22 protein-coding genes and 1 riboswitch are annotated in these 18,860 nt (G+C 72.2%); of the genes, 11 read left to right on the top strand and 11 right to left on the bottom strand.

The window, feature by feature from the left end; translation table 11 throughout:
- The first annotated feature begins 4 nt into the window (after nucleotides 1–4).
- The 7 genes from ABT336_RS04090 to ABT336_RS04120 all read left to right on the top strand — a co-directional run bounded on the left by ABT336_RS04090 (nucleotide 5) and on the right by ABT336_RS04120 (nucleotide 4,503).
- Nucleotides 5–262 (top strand): hypothetical protein, encoded by a 258-nt coding sequence (locus ABT336_RS04090; protein ID WP_350895008.1) that lies wholly within the window; start codon nucleotides 5–7, stop codon nucleotides 260–262.
- Between the two features lie 144 nt (nucleotides 263–406).
- Entirely contained in the window at nucleotides 407–1,465 is a 1,059-nt protein-coding gene (locus ABT336_RS04095) for a metal ABC transporter substrate-binding protein (protein ID WP_350895009.1), read from the top strand.
- A complete protein-coding gene (locus tag ABT336_RS04100; RefSeq protein ID WP_350895046.1) occupies nucleotides 1,462–2,223 on the top strand; it encodes a metal ABC transporter ATP-binding protein in 762 nt (253 codons plus the stop codon). The genes ABT336_RS04095 and ABT336_RS04100 overlap by 4 nt, the downstream gene beginning before the upstream one ends.
- 2 nt (nucleotides 2,224–2,225) lie before the next feature.
- Complete coding sequence (locus ABT336_RS04105; protein ID WP_350895047.1) at nucleotides 2,226–3,092, top strand: metal ABC transporter permease; 867 nt, start codon at nucleotides 2,226–2,228, stop codon at nucleotides 3,090–3,092.
- 42 nt (nucleotides 3,093–3,134) lie between these two features.
- Nucleotides 3,135–3,434, top strand: coding sequence for an ArsR/SmtB family transcription factor (locus ABT336_RS04110; protein ID WP_350895010.1), 300 nt, complete (start codon nucleotides 3,135–3,137; stop codon nucleotides 3,432–3,434).
- The gene (locus ABT336_RS04115; RefSeq protein WP_350895011.1) at nucleotides 3,431–3,832 is read left to right on the top strand and encodes a Fur family transcriptional regulator; all 402 of its coding nucleotides are present in this window, start codon (nucleotides 3,431–3,433) and stop codon (nucleotides 3,830–3,832) included. The genes ABT336_RS04110 and ABT336_RS04115 overlap by 4 nt, the downstream gene beginning before the upstream one ends.
- A 65-nt stretch (nucleotides 3,833–3,897) precedes the next feature.
- Complete coding sequence (locus tag ABT336_RS04120) at nucleotides 3,898–4,503, top strand: hypothetical protein (RefSeq protein ID WP_350895012.1); 606 nt, start codon at nucleotides 3,898–3,900, stop codon at nucleotides 4,501–4,503.
- A gap of 115 nt (nucleotides 4,504–4,618) precedes the next feature.
- Here ABT336_RS04120 and ABT336_RS04125 read toward each other — a convergent pair whose 3' ends face one another.
- The 3 genes from ABT336_RS04125 to ABT336_RS04135 form a co-directional block, all read right to left on the bottom strand.
- Nucleotides 4,619–5,110 carry a DUF6328 family protein gene (locus ABT336_RS04125; protein WP_350895013.1) on the bottom strand — a complete coding sequence of 164 codons (492 nt, stop codon included), beginning with the start codon at nucleotides 5,108–5,110 and terminating at the stop codon, nucleotides 4,619–4,621.
- Nucleotides 5,111–5,290: 180 nt separating this feature from the next.
- Entirely contained in the window at nucleotides 5,291–6,034 is a 744-nt protein-coding gene (locus tag ABT336_RS04130) for a TIGR03943 family putative permease subunit (protein ID WP_350895014.1), read from the bottom strand.
- Nucleotides 6,031–7,155, bottom strand: a complete 1,125-nt coding sequence (locus ABT336_RS04135) for a permease (RefSeq protein WP_350895015.1) — start codon at nucleotides 7,153–7,155, stop codon at nucleotides 6,031–6,033. The genes ABT336_RS04130 and ABT336_RS04135 overlap by 4 nt, the downstream gene beginning before the upstream one ends.
- 234 nt (nucleotides 7,156–7,389) lie before the next feature.
- Nucleotides 7,390–7,496: riboswitch (TPP riboswitch) on the top strand.
- A gap of 76 nt (nucleotides 7,497–7,572) precedes the next feature.
- Here ABT336_RS04135 and ABT336_RS04140 point away from each other — a divergent pair.
- The 4 genes from ABT336_RS04140 (at nucleotide 7,573) to gnd (ending at nucleotide 12,143) form a co-directional block, all read left to right on the top strand.
- Nucleotides 7,573–8,163 (top strand): ECF transporter S component, encoded by a 591-nt coding sequence (locus ABT336_RS04140; protein WP_350895016.1) that lies wholly within the window; start codon nucleotides 7,573–7,575, stop codon nucleotides 8,161–8,163.
- 82 nt (nucleotides 8,164–8,245) lie between these two features.
- On the top strand, nucleotides 8,246–9,700 hold the full coding sequence (locus ABT336_RS04145) for an ABC transporter ATP-binding protein (protein ID WP_350895017.1): 1,455 nt from the start codon (nucleotides 8,246–8,248) through the stop codon (nucleotides 9,698–9,700).
- Complete coding sequence (locus tag ABT336_RS04150; protein ID WP_350895018.1) at nucleotides 9,687–10,487, top strand: energy-coupling factor transporter transmembrane component T family protein; 801 nt, start codon at nucleotides 9,687–9,689, stop codon at nucleotides 10,485–10,487. Before ABT336_RS04145 ends, ABT336_RS04150 begins: the two co-directional genes overlap by 14 nt.
- A 213-nt stretch (nucleotides 10,488–10,700) precedes the next feature.
- Complete coding sequence (gnd, locus tag ABT336_RS04155) at nucleotides 10,701–12,143, top strand: NADP-dependent phosphogluconate dehydrogenase (RefSeq protein WP_350895019.1); 1,443 nt, start codon at nucleotides 10,701–10,703, stop codon at nucleotides 12,141–12,143.
- Between the two features lie 168 nt (nucleotides 12,144–12,311).
- Here the strand turns inward: gnd and ABT336_RS04160 are convergent, their stop codons facing one another.
- The 8 genes from ABT336_RS04160 to ybeY form a co-directional block, all read right to left on the bottom strand.
- Nucleotides 12,312–12,497 carry a hypothetical protein gene (locus ABT336_RS04160; protein WP_350895020.1) on the bottom strand — a complete coding sequence of 62 codons (186 nt, stop codon included), beginning with the start codon at nucleotides 12,495–12,497 and terminating at the stop codon, nucleotides 12,312–12,314.
- Between the two features lie 156 nt (nucleotides 12,498–12,653).
- Entirely contained in the window at nucleotides 12,654–13,448 is a 795-nt protein-coding gene (locus ABT336_RS04165) for an isoprenyl transferase (protein ID WP_350895048.1), read from the bottom strand.
- 32 nt (nucleotides 13,449–13,480) lie between these two features.
- Nucleotides 13,481–14,308: a DNA repair protein RecO gene (recO, locus tag ABT336_RS04170; protein ID WP_350895021.1), complete on the bottom strand. Its 828-nt coding sequence runs from the start codon at nucleotides 14,306–14,308 to the stop codon at nucleotides 13,481–13,483.
- Between the two features lie 54 nt (nucleotides 14,309–14,362).
- Entirely contained in the window at nucleotides 14,363–15,478 is a 1,116-nt protein-coding gene (locus ABT336_RS04175; RefSeq protein ID WP_350895022.1) for an acyltransferase family protein, read from the bottom strand.
- Nucleotides 15,479–15,646: 168 nt separating this feature from the next.
- Complete coding sequence (gene era / locus ABT336_RS04180; RefSeq protein ID WP_350895023.1) at nucleotides 15,647–16,546, bottom strand: GTPase Era; 900 nt, start codon at nucleotides 16,544–16,546, stop codon at nucleotides 15,647–15,649.
- A gap of 46 nt (nucleotides 16,547–16,592) precedes the next feature.
- Nucleotides 16,593–16,976: a cytidine deaminase-like protein gene (locus ABT336_RS04185; RefSeq protein WP_350895024.1), complete on the bottom strand. Its 384-nt coding sequence runs from the start codon at nucleotides 16,974–16,976 to the stop codon at nucleotides 16,593–16,595.
- Complete coding sequence (locus tag ABT336_RS04190; RefSeq protein WP_502891102.1) at nucleotides 16,969–18,384, bottom strand: hemolysin family protein; 1,416 nt, start codon at nucleotides 18,382–18,384, stop codon at nucleotides 16,969–16,971. The genes ABT336_RS04185 and ABT336_RS04190 overlap by 8 nt, the downstream gene beginning before the upstream one ends.
- A complete protein-coding gene (ybeY, locus tag ABT336_RS04195) occupies nucleotides 18,360–18,833 on the bottom strand; it encodes an rRNA maturation RNase YbeY (protein ID WP_350895026.1) in 474 nt (157 codons plus the stop codon). The genes ABT336_RS04190 and ybeY overlap by 25 nt, the downstream gene beginning before the upstream one ends.
- Nucleotides 18,834–18,860: the final 27 nt, after the last annotated feature.

The raw sequence follows: 18,860 nt of genomic DNA on the forward strand, positions 1-18,860 counted from the left end.
GTGGATGCAGCGTACGTCCCTCCCTCTGCCGGCCCGCCTGGCCCGGGTGAACCCGACCGGGGTCTTCCTGGCCACCCTGGTGTTGATCCTGGTGGCGCTCTTCGCCCCCGGCCTGCCGGGGGCGACGCTGGCGCTGCTGCTCGCCGCCGCCCTGGTCGCCCTGTCGGTGCTCACCTGGTCGGTGCAGACAGCCACGAACCGGGTGATCCGCCTGGTCGCGGTCACCCTGTTGATCGTGCTCGCCCTGACCAAGCTGCTCTGACCCCGGGGTCGCCCGGTCGGCGTCGGACGCACCTGGGCACCCCACGGTGTCGGCGGGTCGCCCTGGTCAGACACGGCACCGGCGGTCGTGTCATGCAATCATGCGGCTTTGACAATCAATTTCACTAGGCGGAGAGTAGGGCTCATGAACAGGCCTTTCACCTCTCGCACCCTGGCCGCCGCGACCGCCGCACTACTGACCGTGACCGGCGTGACGGCCTGCGGCACCGACGACACCGCAGGCGGCGACCCCGACCGGGTGGACGTGGTGGCCGCGTTCTACCCGTTGCAGTTCGTCAGCGAGCGGATCGGTGGCGAGGCGGTCACGGTGACCAACCTCGCCAAGCCGGGCGCCCACGCACACGACCTGGAGTTGAACCCGAGCCAGGTGGGCGAGATCAGCCGGGCCGACCTGATCGTGTACCTCGACGGGTTCCAGCCCGCCGTCGACGAGGCGATCGAGCAGAACAGCAAGGACCGGGCCTTCGACGTCGCCACCGTGCAGCCGCTGCGCGACGCCGCCCCCGGTGGCCACAGCCACAGCCACGAGGGCGAGGACGGCCACGACCACGAGGACGAGGACGGTCACGACCACGACCACGACCACGACCATGACCACGAGGACGAGAAGAAGCCCGAGGAGGAGAAGAAGCCGGAGGCCGAGCAGCCGGCCGACTCCGACGGGGCGAAGGACCCGCACGTCTGGCTGGACCCGACCCGGCTGGCCACCATCGGCGACAAGCTCGCCGAGCGGCTCGGCCAGGTCGCCCCGGAGCAGGCCGCCGACTTCACCGCCCGCGCCAAGCAGCTCCGGACCGAGCTGGAGCAGCTCGACGGCGAGTTCACCGAGGGCCTGAAGACCTGCCAGCGCCGGGAGATCGTGGTCAGCCACACCGCCTTCGGGTACCTCACCGAGCGGTACAAGCTGGAGCAGATCGGGATCACCGGGCTGACCCCGGAGAACGAGCCGTCCCCGCGCCGCCTGGCCGAGGTCGCCGAGTCCGCCCGGGAGCACAAGGCCACCACCATCTTCTTCGAGACGCTGGTCAGCCCCAAGGTCGCCGAGACCATCGCCACGGAGGTCGGGGCGAAGACCGCGGTACTCGATCCGCTGGAAGGACTGTCGGCCGACAACGATGGCGACTACTTTTCGGTGATGCGCGCCAACCTTGCGGCGCTCCGTACCGCGTTGGGATGTTCGTGAACGAACCTGTCATCACCGTCACGCACGGGGTGGTCGGCTACGACGGCCGCCCCGTGCTGCGTGACGTCTCGGTCGCCGTGACCGCCGGCGAGGTGGTCGCCGTGCTCGGGGCCAACGGGTCGGGCAAGTCCACACTGATCCGGGCGGTGCTCGGCCTGGTGCCGCTCGCCGCCGGCACCGTGGAGCTGTTCGGCACCCCGCTGCGCCGGTTCCGGCAGTGGCACCGGCTCGGCTACGTGCCGCAGCGGCTCGGGGCGGGCAGCGGCGTACCGGCCACCGTCCGGGAGGTGGTCGCCTCGGGGCGGCTGGCCCGTCGGGGCGTCCTGCGCCCGCCCGGGGCCGCCGACCGGGCCGCCGTGGCCGACGCCCTGGACGCGGTGGGCCTCGCCGACCGGGCCGGTGACCCGGTGGCCACCCTCTCCGGTGGGCAACAACAGCGCACCCTGATCGCCCGGGCCCTGGCCGGCCGACCGGACCTGCTGGTCCTCGACGAACCGACCGCCGGGGTGGACGCGGCCAGCCAGGAGGCCTTCGCCGGGGCGCTGCGCGGCTTCGTCGACGGCGGCGGAACCGTCCTGCTGGTGGCCCACGAACTCGGTCCCCTCCGGCCCGTGATCAACAGGGCGGTGGTGGTGCACCAGGGCGGCATCGCCCACGACGGCGCGGTGCCCGAGCCCGCTGGCCACCACGCCGAGCCCGGCCACGACCACGTGCACCCGCACGGTCCCGACGAGCCCGTGGGGCTGTGGAGCAGATGAGCATCGAACTCTTCCAGTACCCGTACATGCAGCGGGCCCTGATCGGCGCGCTGGTGATCGGCCTGGCCGCCCCCGCCCTCGGGATCTACCTGGTGCAGCGGCGGCTGGCCCTGATCGGCGACGGGGTCGGGCACGTGGCGCTGACCGGGGTCGGTGCCGGGCTGCTGTTCAACCAGTCCCCGGTGCTGGCGGCGGTGATCGCGGCCACGCTCGGGGCTGTCACCATCGAACTGGTCCGGGCTCGGGGTCGCACCTCCGGGGATCTGGCCCTGGCGCTGCTGTTCTACGGCGGTATCGCCGGCGGGGTGATGCTGGTCGGGCTCTCCGACAGCACCAGCGCCAACCTCAACACGTACCTCTTCGGGGCGTTGACCACGATCTCCCCCACTGACCTGACCACCATCGCGGTGCTCGGCGCGACGATCACCGTGGTGATGCTGGCGCTGCGCCCGGCCCTCTTCGCGGTCTGTCACGACGAGGAGTACGCCCGGGTCTCCGGCCTGCCGGTGCGGACCCTCAACCTGCTCCTCGCGGTGGCCACAGCGGTGACCGTGACGATCGCCATGCGGGCAGTGGGGGTGCTGCTGATCAGTGCGTTGATGGTGGTGCCGGTGGCGACGGCGCAGCAGGTCACCCGAGGTTTCCTCAGCACCATGGGTGCGGCGATGACGCTCGGGCTGTTCGCCGCCGGTGGCGGGGTCTGGGTGGCTGCGAACGCCGACACCGCCCCCGGTGCCTCGGTGGTCCTGCTGGCCATCGCCTCCTTCCTGGTCGTCGCGGTGCTCGGTGGCCTGTGGCGGGTCGTACGCCGCCGAAACACCCCGGACCCGACTCCGGTCGCCGAACCCTCCGAGGTCGTGCTGCGTTGAGGCGGTTGCCCGGCGGCTGGTGCTAACGGTTACCGTTGCACGGTGACCAGCACGACCGGGTACGACGCGTACGAGGGCGCCAGCGAACTGCTGCGCGCCCTCTCAGCGCCCATCCGGTTGGCCATCGTCAGCGAGCTGGCCGAGGGGGAACGCTGCGTTCACGAGCTGGTGGAGAAGCTCGGGACGACCCAACCATTGGTCTCCCAGCACCTGCGGGTGCTGCGCGGAGCCGGGGTCGTACGCGGCTCGCGACGGGGTCGGGAGATCGCGTACGCGCTTGTCGACGAGCACGTCGCGCACATCGTGGCGGATGCGGTCAGCCACGCCGGGGAGGGATCATGACCGAGGCAGGCACCGGAACCGTCCGCAACACCAGACAGCGGAGCGCGGTCAGCGCCCTGTTGAGCGAGGTCGACGGGTTCCACAGCGCCCAGGACCTGCACGCCATGCTGCGGGAGCGGGGTGAGCGGGTGGGGCTGACCACCGTCTACCGCACGTTGCAGGGGCTGGCCGACTCGGGCGAGATCGACGTGATGCGGATGCCCGGCGGCGACCACCTCTACCGGCGGTGCAGCGAGGGACACCACCACCACCTGGTCTGCCGCTCCTGCGGCCGGACCGTGGAGGTGGCCGGGCCGACAGTGGAGACCTGGGCCGGGCGGGTCGCGGCGCAGCACGGTTACACCGACGTCAGCCACACCCTGGAGATCTTCGGGACCTGCCCGACCTGTTCCGGCTGACCGGCCGGTCTGCCCCGGAAACGGGGACATCGACGGGCGGGCGGGTGCGTGGCACGCTGACCGGCGTGAAAATCTACGCCGACCGTTCCCCCGTCGCCGTCCGTCAACTCCTCACCGATCTCCTCGTCGTCGCCTGGGTGTACGTGTCGATCCGGGGCGCGCTCTGGCTGCACGACCTGGTCGAGAAACTCGCCGTACCCGGGCAGAAGCTGGAGGGGGCCGGGGGTGGGCTGGCCGACAACCTGGCCGACGCCGGTGGGAAGGTCGGCCGGGTGCCGCTTGTCGGCGACGAGCTGACCGCCCCCTTCGAGCGGGCCGCCGGGGCCGCCCGGGCGATGGCCGAGGCCGGCCGCGACCAGCAGGAACTCGTCGACCAGCTGGCCCTGGCCCTGGCGGTGGCGGTGCTGGTCTTCCCGCTCGGTCTGGTGGTGTTCGGCTGGCTGCCGCTGCGGCTGCGCTGGATGCGGCGGGCCGCCTCGGCTGCGGCGCTGGCCGCCGTTCCGGCGGGGCGGGACCTGTTGGCCCTGCGGGCATTGACCAACCAGCCGGTACGGCGGTTGACCAGGGTGTCCCCCGACGTGGCGCAGGCGTGGCGACGCGGTGACGACGCCACTGTCAACGCGTTGGCCGAGTTGGAGCTGCGCCGGTTGGGCGTCCGCACCCGCCGCTGAGTCGCGGGCGGGTCCACCGACGGGGCGCTGCCCCCGGGAGACCTCCAGGGGGCAGCGGACCGGACGCCGTGGCGGTGGGGCCGGGGCCGGGCTCGGCGGCGACGGGGGTCGGACCTCAGGGGTTCGGAGTGTCGTCGTCGTCCTCCAGATCGACCTCGCCCCAGTTGCGCCTGCTGAACGGCAGCGCCACCCAGAACGTCAGGAACCACACGCCGGTGAGGCCGCTGAGCACCAGGGCCACCCACCAGGGCAGGACGAAGTCGGTCACCAGCATGACCCCGCTGACCATGGCGATCAGCATGAAGAAGAGGCCACCGCTGGCCATCCGGTGGGCGAACCGCACCAGCTCCGGCTTGCGACCCTGACGGAACAGCGCCCTGTGGAAAGCCACCGGCGAGATGATCATCGCGGTGGCCGCCGCCGCTGCCAGCAACGCCACGATGTATACGTCGCGCTGGAAGGCGGTGGTCCCGTCCCAACCGGCGCTGAACGGCAGGGTGAGCAGGAAGGCGAAGAGAATCTGCACGCCGGTCTGTGCGACGCGCAACTCCTGGAGCAGGTCGGCGAAGTTACGCTGCCAGCGCTGCTTCTCGGTTTCCGTGGACACGCGCTACCTCCGGGAAGACGTACCGCCCACGGGGGCCACCCCCGTCGAGCGACAACGCCTGTGCCCCGGCCACCACGGCGCGAAACCCACTCACATCTGCCACTGTCGCCACCCCCGGCGCCCCGCCCCGTTGACCTGGGAAATCGTCACGCGCCGATTCGGTGGGAACCCCGCAACCCCCTACTCGTACGGCTGCTTCGGGGCCGGTACCTCCCGCCAGGTCTCCACGTCGACGAACGGGATCTCCGCGTCGTTGACCGGGTCCCGCCCGATCCGGTCGGTGTACCTGCCGACCACCTCCACCCAGGTGTCGTCGGGCAGGCCGGCGGGCACCTGACCGGTCAGCCCCAGCTTCACCGGACGCCCGTCAGCGGCGCAGCAGGAGAGCACCATCCGGGCCAGGATCGGCTGTCCGTCGGGGCCGGTGACGACGAACCCGGTCAGCTGGACCCGCCGGTCCCCGATGGACTCCCCCGCCTCGAACAGCGCCCGGGAGGCGTAGTCGAGGACGGTGATCCTCACCGGGTCGCCGGGCGGGAGAGTCGGGTAGTCGGAGAGTCCGTCGGCGGCCACGGTGGTGCCCGCCCGGCTGACCGAGTACGACCCCAGGGGCGGCGGAGCGACGAGGAGCAGGCCGAGCACCGGCAACAGGAGCAGCCAGCCGACCCGGGGCTCGTGGTGGGTGTGGTCGTCGGCGGAGACCTCGGTGACGCTGCGGGCCGGAGTGGACACCCGTCGGGGCAGGAGGGGGCGCAGTTCGTACCAGAGGGTCATCACGGCGGCGGCGACCAGCGCGAGCCCGGCGGCGACGAGGAACGGCTGCAGCCCCGCCTTGACGTAGCGCAGATGCAGGTCGGTGACCCCGGCCCGGACCACCGCCCCGCCGAACAGGAGCAGGATGACCGCCTGGGCCTGCCGGTTCACAGCAGCACCGCCCCGGTGGCCACGGCCACAGTCACCGCCACCACGAAGGTCGCCGGGGCGAAGCGGTAGGCGAACCGGCGGCCGAAGACCCCGGACTGCATCGCGACGAGCTTGAGGTCGACCATCGGACCCACCACCAGGAACACCAGCCGGGACGTGAGGGAGAACTGGGACAGCGAGGCCGCCACGAAGGCGTCCGCCTCCGAACAGAGGGAGAGCAGGACGGCGAGCAGGGCCAGGGCCATCACCGACAGCACCGGGTCGTCGGCGAGGGTCTGCAACCACCGCTCCGGGACCAGGACGTTGATGCTGGCCGCCGCCATCGCCCCGAGCACCAGGAAACCACCGGCGTGCATGACGTCGTGTCGGACCGCCGACCAGAAGGCCGCGCCCCGGGAGAGTCCGTCCAGGTCGGGCCGGTGCGGCAGCTTGATCCAGTCGGCCCGCCCGAGCCGCAGCCAGAGCCACCCCATGATCACGGCGACGACCAGGCTGGCCAGGCCCCGGGCGACGACCATCTCCGGGTTGCCCGGGAAGGCGACAGCAGTGGCGGTCAGCACGATCGGGTTGATCGCCGGGGCGGCCAGCAGGAAGGCCAGGGCGGCGGCCGGGGTGACCCCACGACGGATCAGCGAACCGGCGACCGGCACCGACCCGCACTCGCACCCCGGCAGGACGAATCCGGCAGCACTCGCCACCGGTACGGCGAGGCCGGGTCGTCGGGGTAATGCCCGCGCCCAGAAGGAGCGGGGCACGTAGACCGCGATCACCGCCGAGAGCACCACCCCGAAGACCAGGAACGGCGCCGCCTGGACCATGATCGAGACGAAGACGGTGGTCCAGGTCTGGAGCCGGGGGTCCGACAGCAGCCCGGCGATCGGGTCCCGGAAGAAGACCAGGAGGATCAGCAGGGCCGCGAGCACCTCGACGGAACCGATCCGGTCACCGAGGAGGCGTCGCCCCCCGTCACCGACCGGGAAGGCACCAGGCGGCGTCCCCGACGGATCCGCCCCCTCGGCCGTGGTGGTCGCCCGCTCGCCGTCGGCCGGTCGCTCGGCCTCGGCCGGTCGCTCGGCCGTGGTGGCCGGTCGGTCGGCGGTGGCCGGGTCGCCGTCGTTCATCAACAGTCCCTCCACCCACGACCCGCGCCCTCGTCGACGCCGCCGGTCTCCACCGGACCGCCGCGGGCGGCGGCGACGGCGGGCCGAGCCTACTTCTCGGCAACGGGTCGCGTCGATACGGCCACGCCGAGGGTGTGGACGACGTCCGCAACCGCGTGGTGAACGCCGTCACGAGCAGCGAAAAGATCACTTTGCCGGGCCAAACTCCGCAGTGTTAGCGTCACGAGACAACTTCAACTCCGACAGGGGAGCGCACAGCGCTGAGAGTGTGGGCCACCACCCGCAGACCCTCGAACCTGATCTGGGTAATTCCAGCGCAGGGAGCTCGGTCGACCTTCAGCCGCCGCGTCGCCGTCCGGTGACCCGGACGCGGCGTGCGTCTTCTCCTGGTTCGTTTCCGGAACTGGGAGCATCCACGTGAGCCACACCGACAACAACCGCTGGCGGACCATCGACATCGTGGTCGCCGCCGTGATCGCCGTCTCCTTCGGGGTGATCTTCTGGGCCTGGGGCCTGCTCTGGCGGGCCGTCGATCCGGCCTTCGCCGCCGCCCCGGCGAGCCAGGCCATCATGTACGGCGTCTGGCTGGTGCCCGCCGTCCTCGGTGGGCTGGTGATCCGCAAGCCCGGAGCCGCCCTGTTCTGCGAGGCGGTCGCCGCGACGGTCTCCGCGCTGCTCGGTGCGGAGTGGGGCGGGATCACCATCGTGCAGGGGCTGATCCAGGGACTCGGGGCCGAGTTGGCCTTCGCCGCGTTCCGGTACCGCTCCTTCCGGCTGCCGGTGGCGGTGCTGGCCGGGGCCCTGACCGGGCTCAGCGCGGCCCTGTTCGACTTCTTCACCTGGAACGTCGAGTACGCGCTGGTCAGCTACCGTCTGCCGTACGCCGCCCTGACCGTGGTCAGCGCCGCCCTGATCGCCGGGGTCGGCGGACACTACCTGACCCGGGCCCTCGCCGGGACCGGTGTGCTCGACCGGTTCCCGGCCGGCCGCGACCGGACCCTGGTCTGACCCCCGCCGCCGGCCGGTCGACCCCGTTCGCCGACGGGTCGACCGGTCAGCCCGATGTCGACGAGCGGGAGGGAGCCGGCGCGTGAGCATGGTGCAGGTACGCGGCTTCGGGTGGCGGCACGCGGGGCGCAGGCGGTGGGCGGTACGCGGGGTGGACCTGCGGGTGGAGCGCGGTGAGCGGGTCCTGCTGCTGGGGCCCTCCGGGGCGGGCAAGTCCACCCTCCTGGCGGCGTTGGCCGGGCTGCTGCCCGACGACTCCGGTGAGCAGGAGGGCACCGTCGAGATCGACGGGATCGACCCCCGCAAGGACCGGGAGCGGGTCGGCATCGTCTTCCAGGATCCGCAGACCCAACTGGTGATGGCCCGCAGCGGCGACGACGTCGCGTTCGGGCTGGAGAACCGGGGGGTCCCGGCCGACCAGATCTGGCCCCGGGTCGACGCGGCGCTGCGTCGGGTCGGCTTCCCGTACCACCGGGACCGGCCCACGGCGGCGCTCTCCGGCGGCGAACAGCAACGCCTGGCCCTGGCCGGGGCGCTCGCCCTGCGCCCCGAACTCCTGCTCCTCGACGAACCGACGGCGAACCTCGACCCGGACGGGGCGGAACTGGTCCGCGACGCGGTCCACACCGCGCTGGACGAGGAGACCACCCTCGTGCTGGTGGAGCACCGGGTCGCGGAGGCACTGCGCCTCGTCGACCGGGTGGTGGTCCTCGAAGCGGGGGGTGGGGTCCGGGCCGACGGGACGCCGGAGGCGGTCTTCGCCGCACACGGCGACGCCCTCGCCGCCGAGGGGGTCTGGGTGCCGGGCCGTCCGGTCCCGCCGCGTCGGGCCCGCACCCCGGCGGGTGCCGCGTTGCTCACCGCCGACGGGCTCGGCCTGCCACCCCGGCTGGCCGCCACCGACCTGACGGTACGAGCCGGTGAGGCGCTCGCCGTACGCGGCCCGAACGGGGCCGGCAAGTCCACCCTGGCGCTCCTGCTCGGCGGACTGCTGCGCCCCGGGACCGGCCGGGTGACAGCCACCGTCGACCTCGCCGGTCGGGACGCCCGGACGCCGCCGCACCGGTGGCGTGCCCCGGCACTGGCCGGTCGGATCGGGTCGGTGTTCCAGGACCCGGAGCACCAGTTCGTGACCAGCACCGTCCGAGACGAGCTGGCCCTGGGTCCCCGCCGTACCGGCCGGACACCGGAGCAGGTCCGGGTCCAGGTGGACGCCCTGCTGGACCGGCTGCGGCTGACCCGGCTGGCCGACGCCAACCCGTACACCCTCTCCGGTGGGGAGGCGCGGCGGTTGAGCGTGGCGACAGCGCTGGCCACCGCCCCCCGCCTGCTGATCTGCGACGAGCCCACCTTCGGTCAGGACCGACGGACCTGGCTGGAGCTGGTGGACCTCCTCGCCGAGCTGCGCGACGCCGGACACGGGATCGTCACCGTCACCCACGACCCGGACTTCGTCGCCGCCCTCGCCGACCGCACCGTCACCCTGCGACGTGCCGACGACGTCGCGGGCACCGGAGGTGTCGATGCTCCAGGTTGAGCCGGTGGCCGCACCGGGAGCGCCGCTGGCCCGACGCAACCCGGTGGCGAAGCTCGCGGCGGCGCTCGTCTTCTCGATCATGCTGATCGTCACCCTGGACCCGGTCGCCCCCGCCGTCGCCATCGCCGTCGAGCTGGCGGTGCTGCCGCTGTTCGGGGTCCGGTACCGGGTGCTGGCCCGCCGGGCGTGGCCGCTGCTGATCGGCGCGGTGGGCGTCCTCGTCACGCTGGTGCTCTTCGCCGCCGACCGGTCCGGGCCACCCCTTGTCGAGCTGGGTCCCGTGCTGGTCACCTCGGGGGTGCTGGTCACCGCCCTCGGCCTGGTGTTGCGGATGTTCGCGGTGGCGCTGCCCGGGGTGATCGTCTTCGCCACCACCGACCCGACCGACCTGGCCGACTCCCTGGTCCAGAACGCGAAGGCCCCCGCCCGGTTCGCCATCGGGGCCCTGGCGGCGTTCCGTCTGGTGCCGCTGCTGGCGCAGGAGTGGCAGATGATCAGCATGGCCCGCCGGGCCCGTGGAGTCGACGCCGGACGCAACCCGGTGGCCAAGGTCCGGCTGTTCGCCTCGACCGCGTTCACCCTGCTGGTCGGCGCGATCCGGCGGGGCACCCGACTGGCGGTGGCGATGGACGCCCGGGGCTTCGACGCGGACACCCCGCGTACCGTCGCCCGGCGGCAACGGTTCACCACCGCCGACGCCCTCCTGGTCCTCGGGGCTGCGGCGCTGGCCGGTGGGGCGCTCGCGGTCAGCGTCGCCCTGGGCACCTTCCGCCCCCTGATCGGCTGATCCCCGGCGGTGTCGGCACGGGGCGGGACCGAGGAGACCGCGTCAGATAGGCATGGGTGGACCGTAACCCGAAGGTGCGCCACCACGCACCCGCATCAACCGTCCCGGCCCGACGCGACCACCTGCTGACACCGCGTCGATCTCCCCGCCGGCCTGCTCGCCGGCCACGATACGGTCTCCTTCAGCAGGCCGACGTGGAAGGTGGCGGAACGGATGACTGAACAGCCGACGGCGCAGATCGGCGTGACCGGGCTGGCGGTGATGGGCCGTAACCTGGCCCGGAACCTGGCCCGCAACGGGTTCACCGTGGCGGTGCACAACCGCTCCCCGGAGCGCACCCGCAAGCTGGTTGCCGAGCACGCCGACGAGGGCGTGTTCGTGCCGGCCGAGTCCCTGGCCGATTTCGTCGCCGCACTGGAGCGGCCACGTGCGGTCATCATCATGGTCAAGGCGGGTGCCCCCACCGACGCGGTCATCGACGACCTGGTCCCCCTCCTCGAAGAGGGCGACATCGTCATCGACGCGGGCAACGCCCACTTCGCCGACACCCGACGCCGCGAGGAGACGCTGCGCGGCCACGGGCTGCACTTCGTCGGCACCGGCGTCTCCGGTGGCGAGGAGGGAGCGCTGCTCGGGCCGAGCATCATGCCCGGTGGCTCCGCCGAGTCGTACGCGAAGCTGGGCCCGATCTTCGAGAAGATCGCCGCTCAGGTGGACGGCACCCCGTGCTGCGCCCACGTCGGGCCGGACGGTGCCGGGCACTTCGTCAAGATGGTGCACAACGGCATCGAGTACGCCGACATGCAGCTCATCGCCGAGGCGTACGACCTGCTCCGGGCCGGTCTGGGTGCGAAGCCGGCGGAGATCGCGGAGATCTTCCGCGAGTGGAACACCGGTGAGCTGGAGTCCTTCCTCATCGAGATCACCGCAGACGTGCTCGCCCACACCGACGCCGACACCGGTGCGCCCTTCGTCGACGTGGTGCTGGACCGGGCCGAGCAGAAGGGCACCGGCCGGTGGACGGTGCAGAGCGCCCTGGACCTCGGTATCCCGATCACCGGCATCGCCGAGGCGACGTTCGCCAGGTCGCTGTCGGGGCACGGCGGGCAGCGGGAGGCCGCCAGGCAGGCGTTCCCCGACGCGGGTGAGCCGTGGCAGGTCACCGACCGGGACGCGTTCGTCGAGGACGTCCGGCGGGCCCTGCTCGCCTCGAAGATCGTCGCGTACGCGCAGGGCTTCGACCACATCCGGGCCGGGAGCACCGAGTACGACTGGAACATCGACCTGGGCAGCACCGCCACCATCTGGCGGGGCGGCTGCATCATCCGGGCCCGCTTCCTGGACCGGATCAAGCAGGCCTACGACGACCAGCCGGACCTGCCGAGCCTGCTGGTGGCGCCCTACTTCGCCGAGGCGGTCAGCGCCGGGGTGCCGAGTTGGCGTCGGGTGGTGGCGGACGCGGCCCGGGCCGGGGTGCCCGCACCGGCGTTCGGCTCGTCGCTGTCCTACTTCGACGCGCTGCGGGCCGAGCGGCTGCCGGCCGCGTTGATCCAGGGGCTGCGGGACAACTTCGGAGCCCACACCTACCAGCGGGTGGACCGCGACGGCAGCTTCCACACCCTGTGGGCCGCCGGTCGGACCGAGGTCACCGGCTGACCTCTGGCGACACCGTCCCCGTCCCGGTCGCCGCAGGGTCGGCCGGGGCGGGGACACACACGAGGGCCGTCTCGTGCCGACGTCGACCACGTCGGCACGAGACGGCCCTCTCCCCTGTGTTGGGTCGTCCCCCGACCCTGTTCCCCCGGCGTCACCCGTCCGGGTTCGTCACCAGAACCGGCGGCGCCTGGCCCGCTGTGGGCGCAGCACGTCTGCGCCCCTGCCGAGCAGGCGGCTCGCCCGCGACGGGCCACGACGGGCCTCCAGCGAGTGGCTGAGTCGGCGTGCCCCGGCGGCTGCCAACGGCACCGCCACGGCCATCACCGCCCACTGGCCGACACGTTTGCGGATCATCCTGGTTCACCTCCGTCAGTGGCTCCTGACCTCAGTGGTACCCAGTCACCGCCCGCGCTAAGCCTCCTGCGGCCAGCGACGACACACGGTCTGCGCGACGGGTCAGACCTGCGCGACACACCAGGTTTCCGCGACGGGTCAGGTCCGCGCGACGGGTCAGGTCCGCGTCGGTCCGGCGGCGACCGGGGCGACCGGGTTGGGCAGTGCCCCGCCGAAACGGCGGTCCCGCTGGGCGTACAGCTCGCAGGCGTACCACAGGTGCCGACGGTCGAAGTCCGGCCAGAGGGTGTCGAGGTAGACCAGCTCGGCGTAGGCGGTCTGCCAGAGCAGGAAGTTGGAGATCCGCTGCTCCCCGGAGGGGCGCAGGAAGAGGTCCACCTCGGGGACCTCCGGGTGGTAGAGGTACTTCGCCACCGTCTTCTCGGTGACCTTGGCCGGGTCCAGTCGACCGGCGGCGGCGTCCCGGGCGATCGCGGCTGCGGCGTCGGCGATCTCCGCCTGCCCGCCGTAGTTGACGCAGAACTGGAGGGTCAACCTGGTGTTGTCCTTCGACATCTCCTCGGCGGTCTGCAACTCGGAGATGACGCTCTTCCACAGCCGACCGGCCCGCCCCGACCAGACCACCCGCACCCCCAGCTCGACGAGCTGGTCCCGACGGCGGCGGATCACGTCCCGGTTGAAGCCCATCAGGAACCGGACCTCGTCCGGCGAGCGCCGCCAGTTCTCGGTGGAGAACGCGTACGCCGACAGGTAGGGGATGCCCAACTCGATCGCGCCCTCGACGGTGTCGAAGAGGCTGTGCTCCCCCTGCTCGTGGCCCCTGGTCCGGGGCAGGCCACGCTCCTTGGCCCACCGGCCGTTGCCGTCCATCACGATCGCCACGTGCTTGGGCAGCGCCTCCGACGGCAGCGCCGGAGGGCGGGCACCGGACGGGTGCGGGGTCGGGGGCACCGGCTCTCGCCGACGGGTCGACTTGGATCGGATCACTCGGTCATCTCCCTGGGTACGCCGTCCCCAGCGGTCTTCGGGGTCGGTCCGGCCGTCGGGGCACCCCGGTCGACCAGCGGCAGCGAGCGTAGCGCGCGTTCCAGGTGCCACTGGAGGTGCGCCGCCACCAGTCCGCTGCACTCCCGGCGTACCCCCTGGTCGGTGGCGTCGGCGATCCGCCAGTCCCCGGAGGTCAGCGCGGACATCAGGTCGACGGTGGCCGGGGCGGGATGGGCCGCGCCGGGCGGTCGGCAGTCCGGACAGACAGCACCCCCCGCCGGTACGGAGAACGCCCGGTGCCGCCCCGGGGTGCCGCAGACCGCGCAGGCGACCAGCGCCGGAGCCCAACCGGCCAGGGACATCGCCCGCAGCAGGTACGCGTCGAGCACCAGGGTCGTGGCGTGCTCCCCCACCGACAGGGCCCGCAGCGCGCCGAGGGTGAGCTGGAACAACCGCAGCGACGGCTCCCGCTCGACGGGGGTGAGCCGTTCGGCGGTCTCGGCGACGGCGCTGGCCGCCGTGTAGCGGGAGTAGTCACCGAGGAACCGCTTGCCGAACAGGTCGATCCCCTCGACCTGGCTGACGCTGTGCAGGGAACTGCCGTGCTCCCCCTTCGGGTCACCGGCCAGTTGCAGGTCGACGTGTCCGAACGGCTCCAGCCGGGCACCGAACTTGCTGGTGGTCCGCCGGACCCCCCGGGCGACCGCCCGCAACCGGCCGTGCCGCCGGGTCAGCAGGGTGATGATCCGGTCGGACTCACCGAGCTTCTGCACCCGCAGGACCACCGCGTCGTCGCGGTAGAGCTGTCGACGGTATCCGGCCATCCGGTCATTGTCCCCTGCCGACCGGCGTCGACGCGCACCTCCCCCGGCCCGGGATCACCGGGTCCGCGCCGCCGCGCCCTCCTCCTCGACGGCCGGGGTCTGCTCCGTCGGGCCGGGCGGTTCGGCCCGCGTCGACGGCTCGTCGGCTCCGGTGCTCCGGGGTGCCGGGCGGGAACCGCCCGGGAGGAGTTGCGGTGGACGCCCGGCTGCCACGTCCTCCACCCAGCCCACCAGGGCGGTGACCACGCCGACCAGGGCGAAGACCAGCGCCACCCGGATGGCCAGACCGACCGGATCCTGGTGGGACCAGCCGACCACGTCCACCAGCGGGGTCAGTGCGACGACGAAGGGCATGTGCCAGAGGTAGACGGTCAGCGCCCGCCTGTTGAACACGGTCACCGTCCGGCCGAAGACCGCGTTGCGGTCCACCCAGGCGGCGCCGGAGGGTGCCCGACCCAGCGCCACCAGGATGAAGGCGGCCGACCAGAGGGCGTTGCCGAGGGGGATGTCGTTGATGTCGTACCCCCGGTTTCCGGGGTGGGTGAGGATCCAGGCCGCGCCCGCCCCGCCGACCAGGACCACGACCGGGACGAACACCCGGTTGGCCAGCCGACGCAGCATGCCGTCGTGGTGGGCGAAGCCGAGCAGCCAGGCCCCGAAGTAGAGGGCGAACTCCCGGACCACCAGTGACGGTTCGGCCAACACCCCCATCTCGATCGACACCAGGACCAGGTACGGGGCGAGCAGGGTGGGCAGCGGGGCCCGACGGAACAGCCAGAGCGCCACCGGGGAGGCGAGGACGAACCAGAGGTAGTCCCGCAGGTACCAGATCGGGCTCAGGGCGAGGGCACCCCAGCCGTTGGCCGGCGGGTCGGCGACCGGGAAGAGCCAGAGGACCACCCGCCAGGTCGGTTCCAGGCCGGTGAGGAGCATCGCGGGTACGAACAGCACCGCCACCACCCACAGCGACGGCAGCAGCCGCCGGAGTCGGCGGCCCACCGCCGGTGCCCCGGTACGGCTCAGCGAGGCGGCCATCAGGGACCCGGCGAGGGCGAACATCACCGACATGGCCGGGAAGATCAGCGTCAGGCTGGCCCATCCGGTGACGTGGTAGACCACGACCCGGACGATGGCCAGGAAACGGAGAAGATCCAGGTAGCGGTTACGCATCAGGCGGCTTCCGAGGCGGGGGCAGGAAGACACAAACCCCTCTACCCTGGGTCGTGGGCCTGGGAAACAGCTATTAAACCCGCCTCCCCGTGACATATCCCACCCACGCCGCCCGAACATAAGGTGCCAAACGGGCGGACCGCCCAGGGGCGGCGACGGTTCGGAACCTCAGAAGCCGAGCTTGCGCAGCTGCTTCGGGTCGCGCTGCCAGTCCTTGGCCACCCGTACGTGCAGATCCAGGTAGACCCGGGTGCCGAGCAACTCCTCGATCTGCCGCCGGGCGGTCGTCCCGACCTCCTTGAGCCGGCTCGCCCGGTGACCGATCACGATCGCCTTCTGGCTGGACCGCTCGACGTACACGTCGGCGTAGATCTTGATCAGCGAACCCTCGGGGATCATCTCCTCGACCACCACGGCGATCGAGTGCGGCAGCTCGTCCCGGACCCCCTCCAGCGCCGCCTCCCGGATCAACTCCGCCACCATGACCTGCTCCGGGTCGTCGGTGAGCATGTCGTCCGGATAGAGCTGCGGCGACGGCGGAAGATAGTCGGTCATCACGTCGACCAGGGTGTCCACCTGGTGCCCGGAGACCGCGCTGACCGGCACCACGGCGGCGAACTCGCCCAACTCGCTGACCGCCAGCAACTGCTCGGCCAACCGCTTCTTGTCCACCAGGTCGGTCTTGGTCACCACGGCCAGGACGGTGGCCTTCAACTCGGCCAGCTCGCCGCTGATGAACCGGTCCCCCCGCCCCACCGGCTCGTTCGCCGGGATGCAGAGACCGATCACGTCGACCTCGCTCCACGTGGTGCGGACCAGGTCGTTGAGGCGCTCGCCCAGCAGCGTACGGGGACGGTGCAGACCGGGGGTGTCGACCAGGACGAGCTGCGAGTCCGGCCGGTGCAGCACCGCCCGGATCACGTGCCTCGTGGTCTGCGGCTTGTTCGAGGTGATGGCGATCTTCTGGCCGACGATCGCGTTCGTCAGTGTCGACTTCCCCGCGTTCGGGCGACCCACGAAACAGGCGAAACCAGCCCGGTACGGCCGCTGCCCGGAAACCTCGGTCACCGTCGGCCCCCCGCCGTCGCGCCGCCTGCCGCCCCAGCACTCCTGCTCATTCGTTCACCGTGCCGAGGAGGGTGCCGTCTGGGGCGGCCACGTGGATCGGAGCGTCGGCGGCGAGGTCCCGCACCGCCGCGTGCCCCGCACCGTCGAGCGTCGACGCCTCGGTCACCACGACGGCGGCCTCCAACCGGGTGGCCCCGGCGGCGACAGCTGCGGCGACAGCGAGCTGGAGCGCGGTGAGGGTCAGCGACGGCAGCGACACGCTCGCCCCGGCGTACGTCCGCCCGTCCTGGTCACGAACCGCCGCGCCCTCGACCGCCCCGACCCGACCCCGTGCACCCCGGGCCAGCACCACCAGCTTGGTGTCCTCGGCGCCCAGCACGGCGGAATCGGACGGGGTGGGCCGGGCCGGTGCAGCAGATGGCTCAGGCATCAGCGGATTGCCTCTTCTCGGTGTGGTTGTCGTCGTCACGGGGGTCGCCCTGCGGACCGCCTCCCCGCTCGGGTCGTCCGTCGGCGGCAGTCACCCGGGTGACCACCAGGGTGTCGATCCGGTTGCGTCGCCCGGTGGTGCCCTCCGCCACCAACCGGAGCCCGGCCACCTCGGCCGCCGCCCCGGGGATCGGCACCCGACCCAGGGCCTGGGCGAGGAGCCCCCCGACCGTCTCCACGTCGTCGGCGGGCAACTCGGTGTCGAACAGTTCGCCGAGGTCCTCGACCGGGAGCCGGGCGGTGACCCGGACCGCCCCGTCGGCGAGCCGCTCGACGTGCGGACTCTCGACATCGTACTCGTCGGTGATCTCCCCGACGATCTCCTCCAGGATGTCCTCGATGGTGACCAGGCCGCCGGTGCCGCCGTACTCGTCGACCACGATGACCAGGTGGTTGCGGGCCGCCTGCATCTCCGACAGCAGGTCGTCGACGGGCTTGGACTCGGGTACGAAGGTGGCCGGGCGCATCAGCTCGGAGACCTCGCAGCTCAGGTCCTCCGCCGCCCCACCCTGGGTCCGGCGGATCAGGTCCTTGAGGTAGAGCACCCCGAGCACGTCGTCGACGTTCTCCCCGATCACCGGGATCCGGGAGAAACCCGAGCGGAGGAAGAGGGCCAGCGCCTGCTGGAGGGTCTTGCCCCGCTCGATCCAGACCAGGTCGGTACGGGGCACCATCACCTCCCGGGCGAGGGTGTCACCGAGGGCGAAGACCGAGTGGATCATCTGGCGTTCGCCGTGCTCGACCACCCCGCGCTCCTCGGCGAGGTCGACGAGCTCCCGCAGCTCCACCTGGGTGGCGAACGGTCCCTCCCGGAAACCCCGCCCCGGGGTGACCGCGTTGCCGATCAGGATCAGCAGCGAGGCCAACGGGTTGAGCACCCGGCCCAGCCACCGCACCAGCGGGGCGGCGGCCCGAGCCACCGCGTACGCGTGCTGTCGGCCGAGGGTACGCGGACCGACCCCGACCACCACGAAGCTGACCACCGTCATCGCCCCGGCGGTGATCAACGCCGCCCGCCACCCGGCCCCGAAGGTGTCCACAGCGACCAGCGCCACCAGCGTGGTGGCGGTCAGCTCGGCGAGCAGCCGGAGCAGGAGCAGGAGGTTGAGGTGGCGGACCACGTCCCCGGCGACGACCTGGAGGGTCCGGGCCCCCCGCGAACCGTCCCGGGCCAGCTCGGCGGCGCGGGCCGGGGAGACCGCACTCAACGCGGCCTCGGTCATCGCGATCAGCCCGGCGAGCACCACCAGGCCAGCCGCCGAGAAGATCAGTTGCAGGTCGGGCAGGCCGGTGCCGGCCTCGGCCGCGAGTGTCGGGGTGTCCATCACCGGGCTCGGGTCGACCGCCAGCTCGACAGCAGCCGGGCCTGGAGGGCGAACATCTCCCGCTCCTCCTCCGGCTCGGCGTGGTCGTACCCGAGCAGGTGCAGCACACCGTGCACGGTGAGCAGGTGCAGCTCGTCGGCGGTCGGATGGCCGGCGGTGGCCGCCTGCTTGGTGGCCACCTCGGGGCAGAGCACGATGTCGCCCAGCAGCGCCGGCTCACCGCCGGGGCTGCTGTTCTCCCCCGGCCCGTGGTCGACGCTTCCCTCGTCCATCGGGAAGGCGAGCACGTCGGTCGGCCCGTCGCCGCCCATCCAACGGTGGTTCAGCTCGGCCATGTAGTCGATGTCGACGAGCAACACGGAGAGCTCGGCGAGGGGGTTCACCCCCATCTCGTCGAGGGCGTGCCGGGCGACGGCGAGCACGGCGTCGGTGTCGACCTCGGCACCGGACTCGTTCGCGATCTCGATGGACAACTGTTTCCCCTGCTTCGATGACTGTGG

It is taken from the genome of Micromonospora sp. NPDC000207 (genome assembly GCF_040300925.1).
Classification (GTDB): Bacteria; Actinomycetota; Actinomycetes; order Mycobacteriales; family Micromonosporaceae; genus Micromonospora.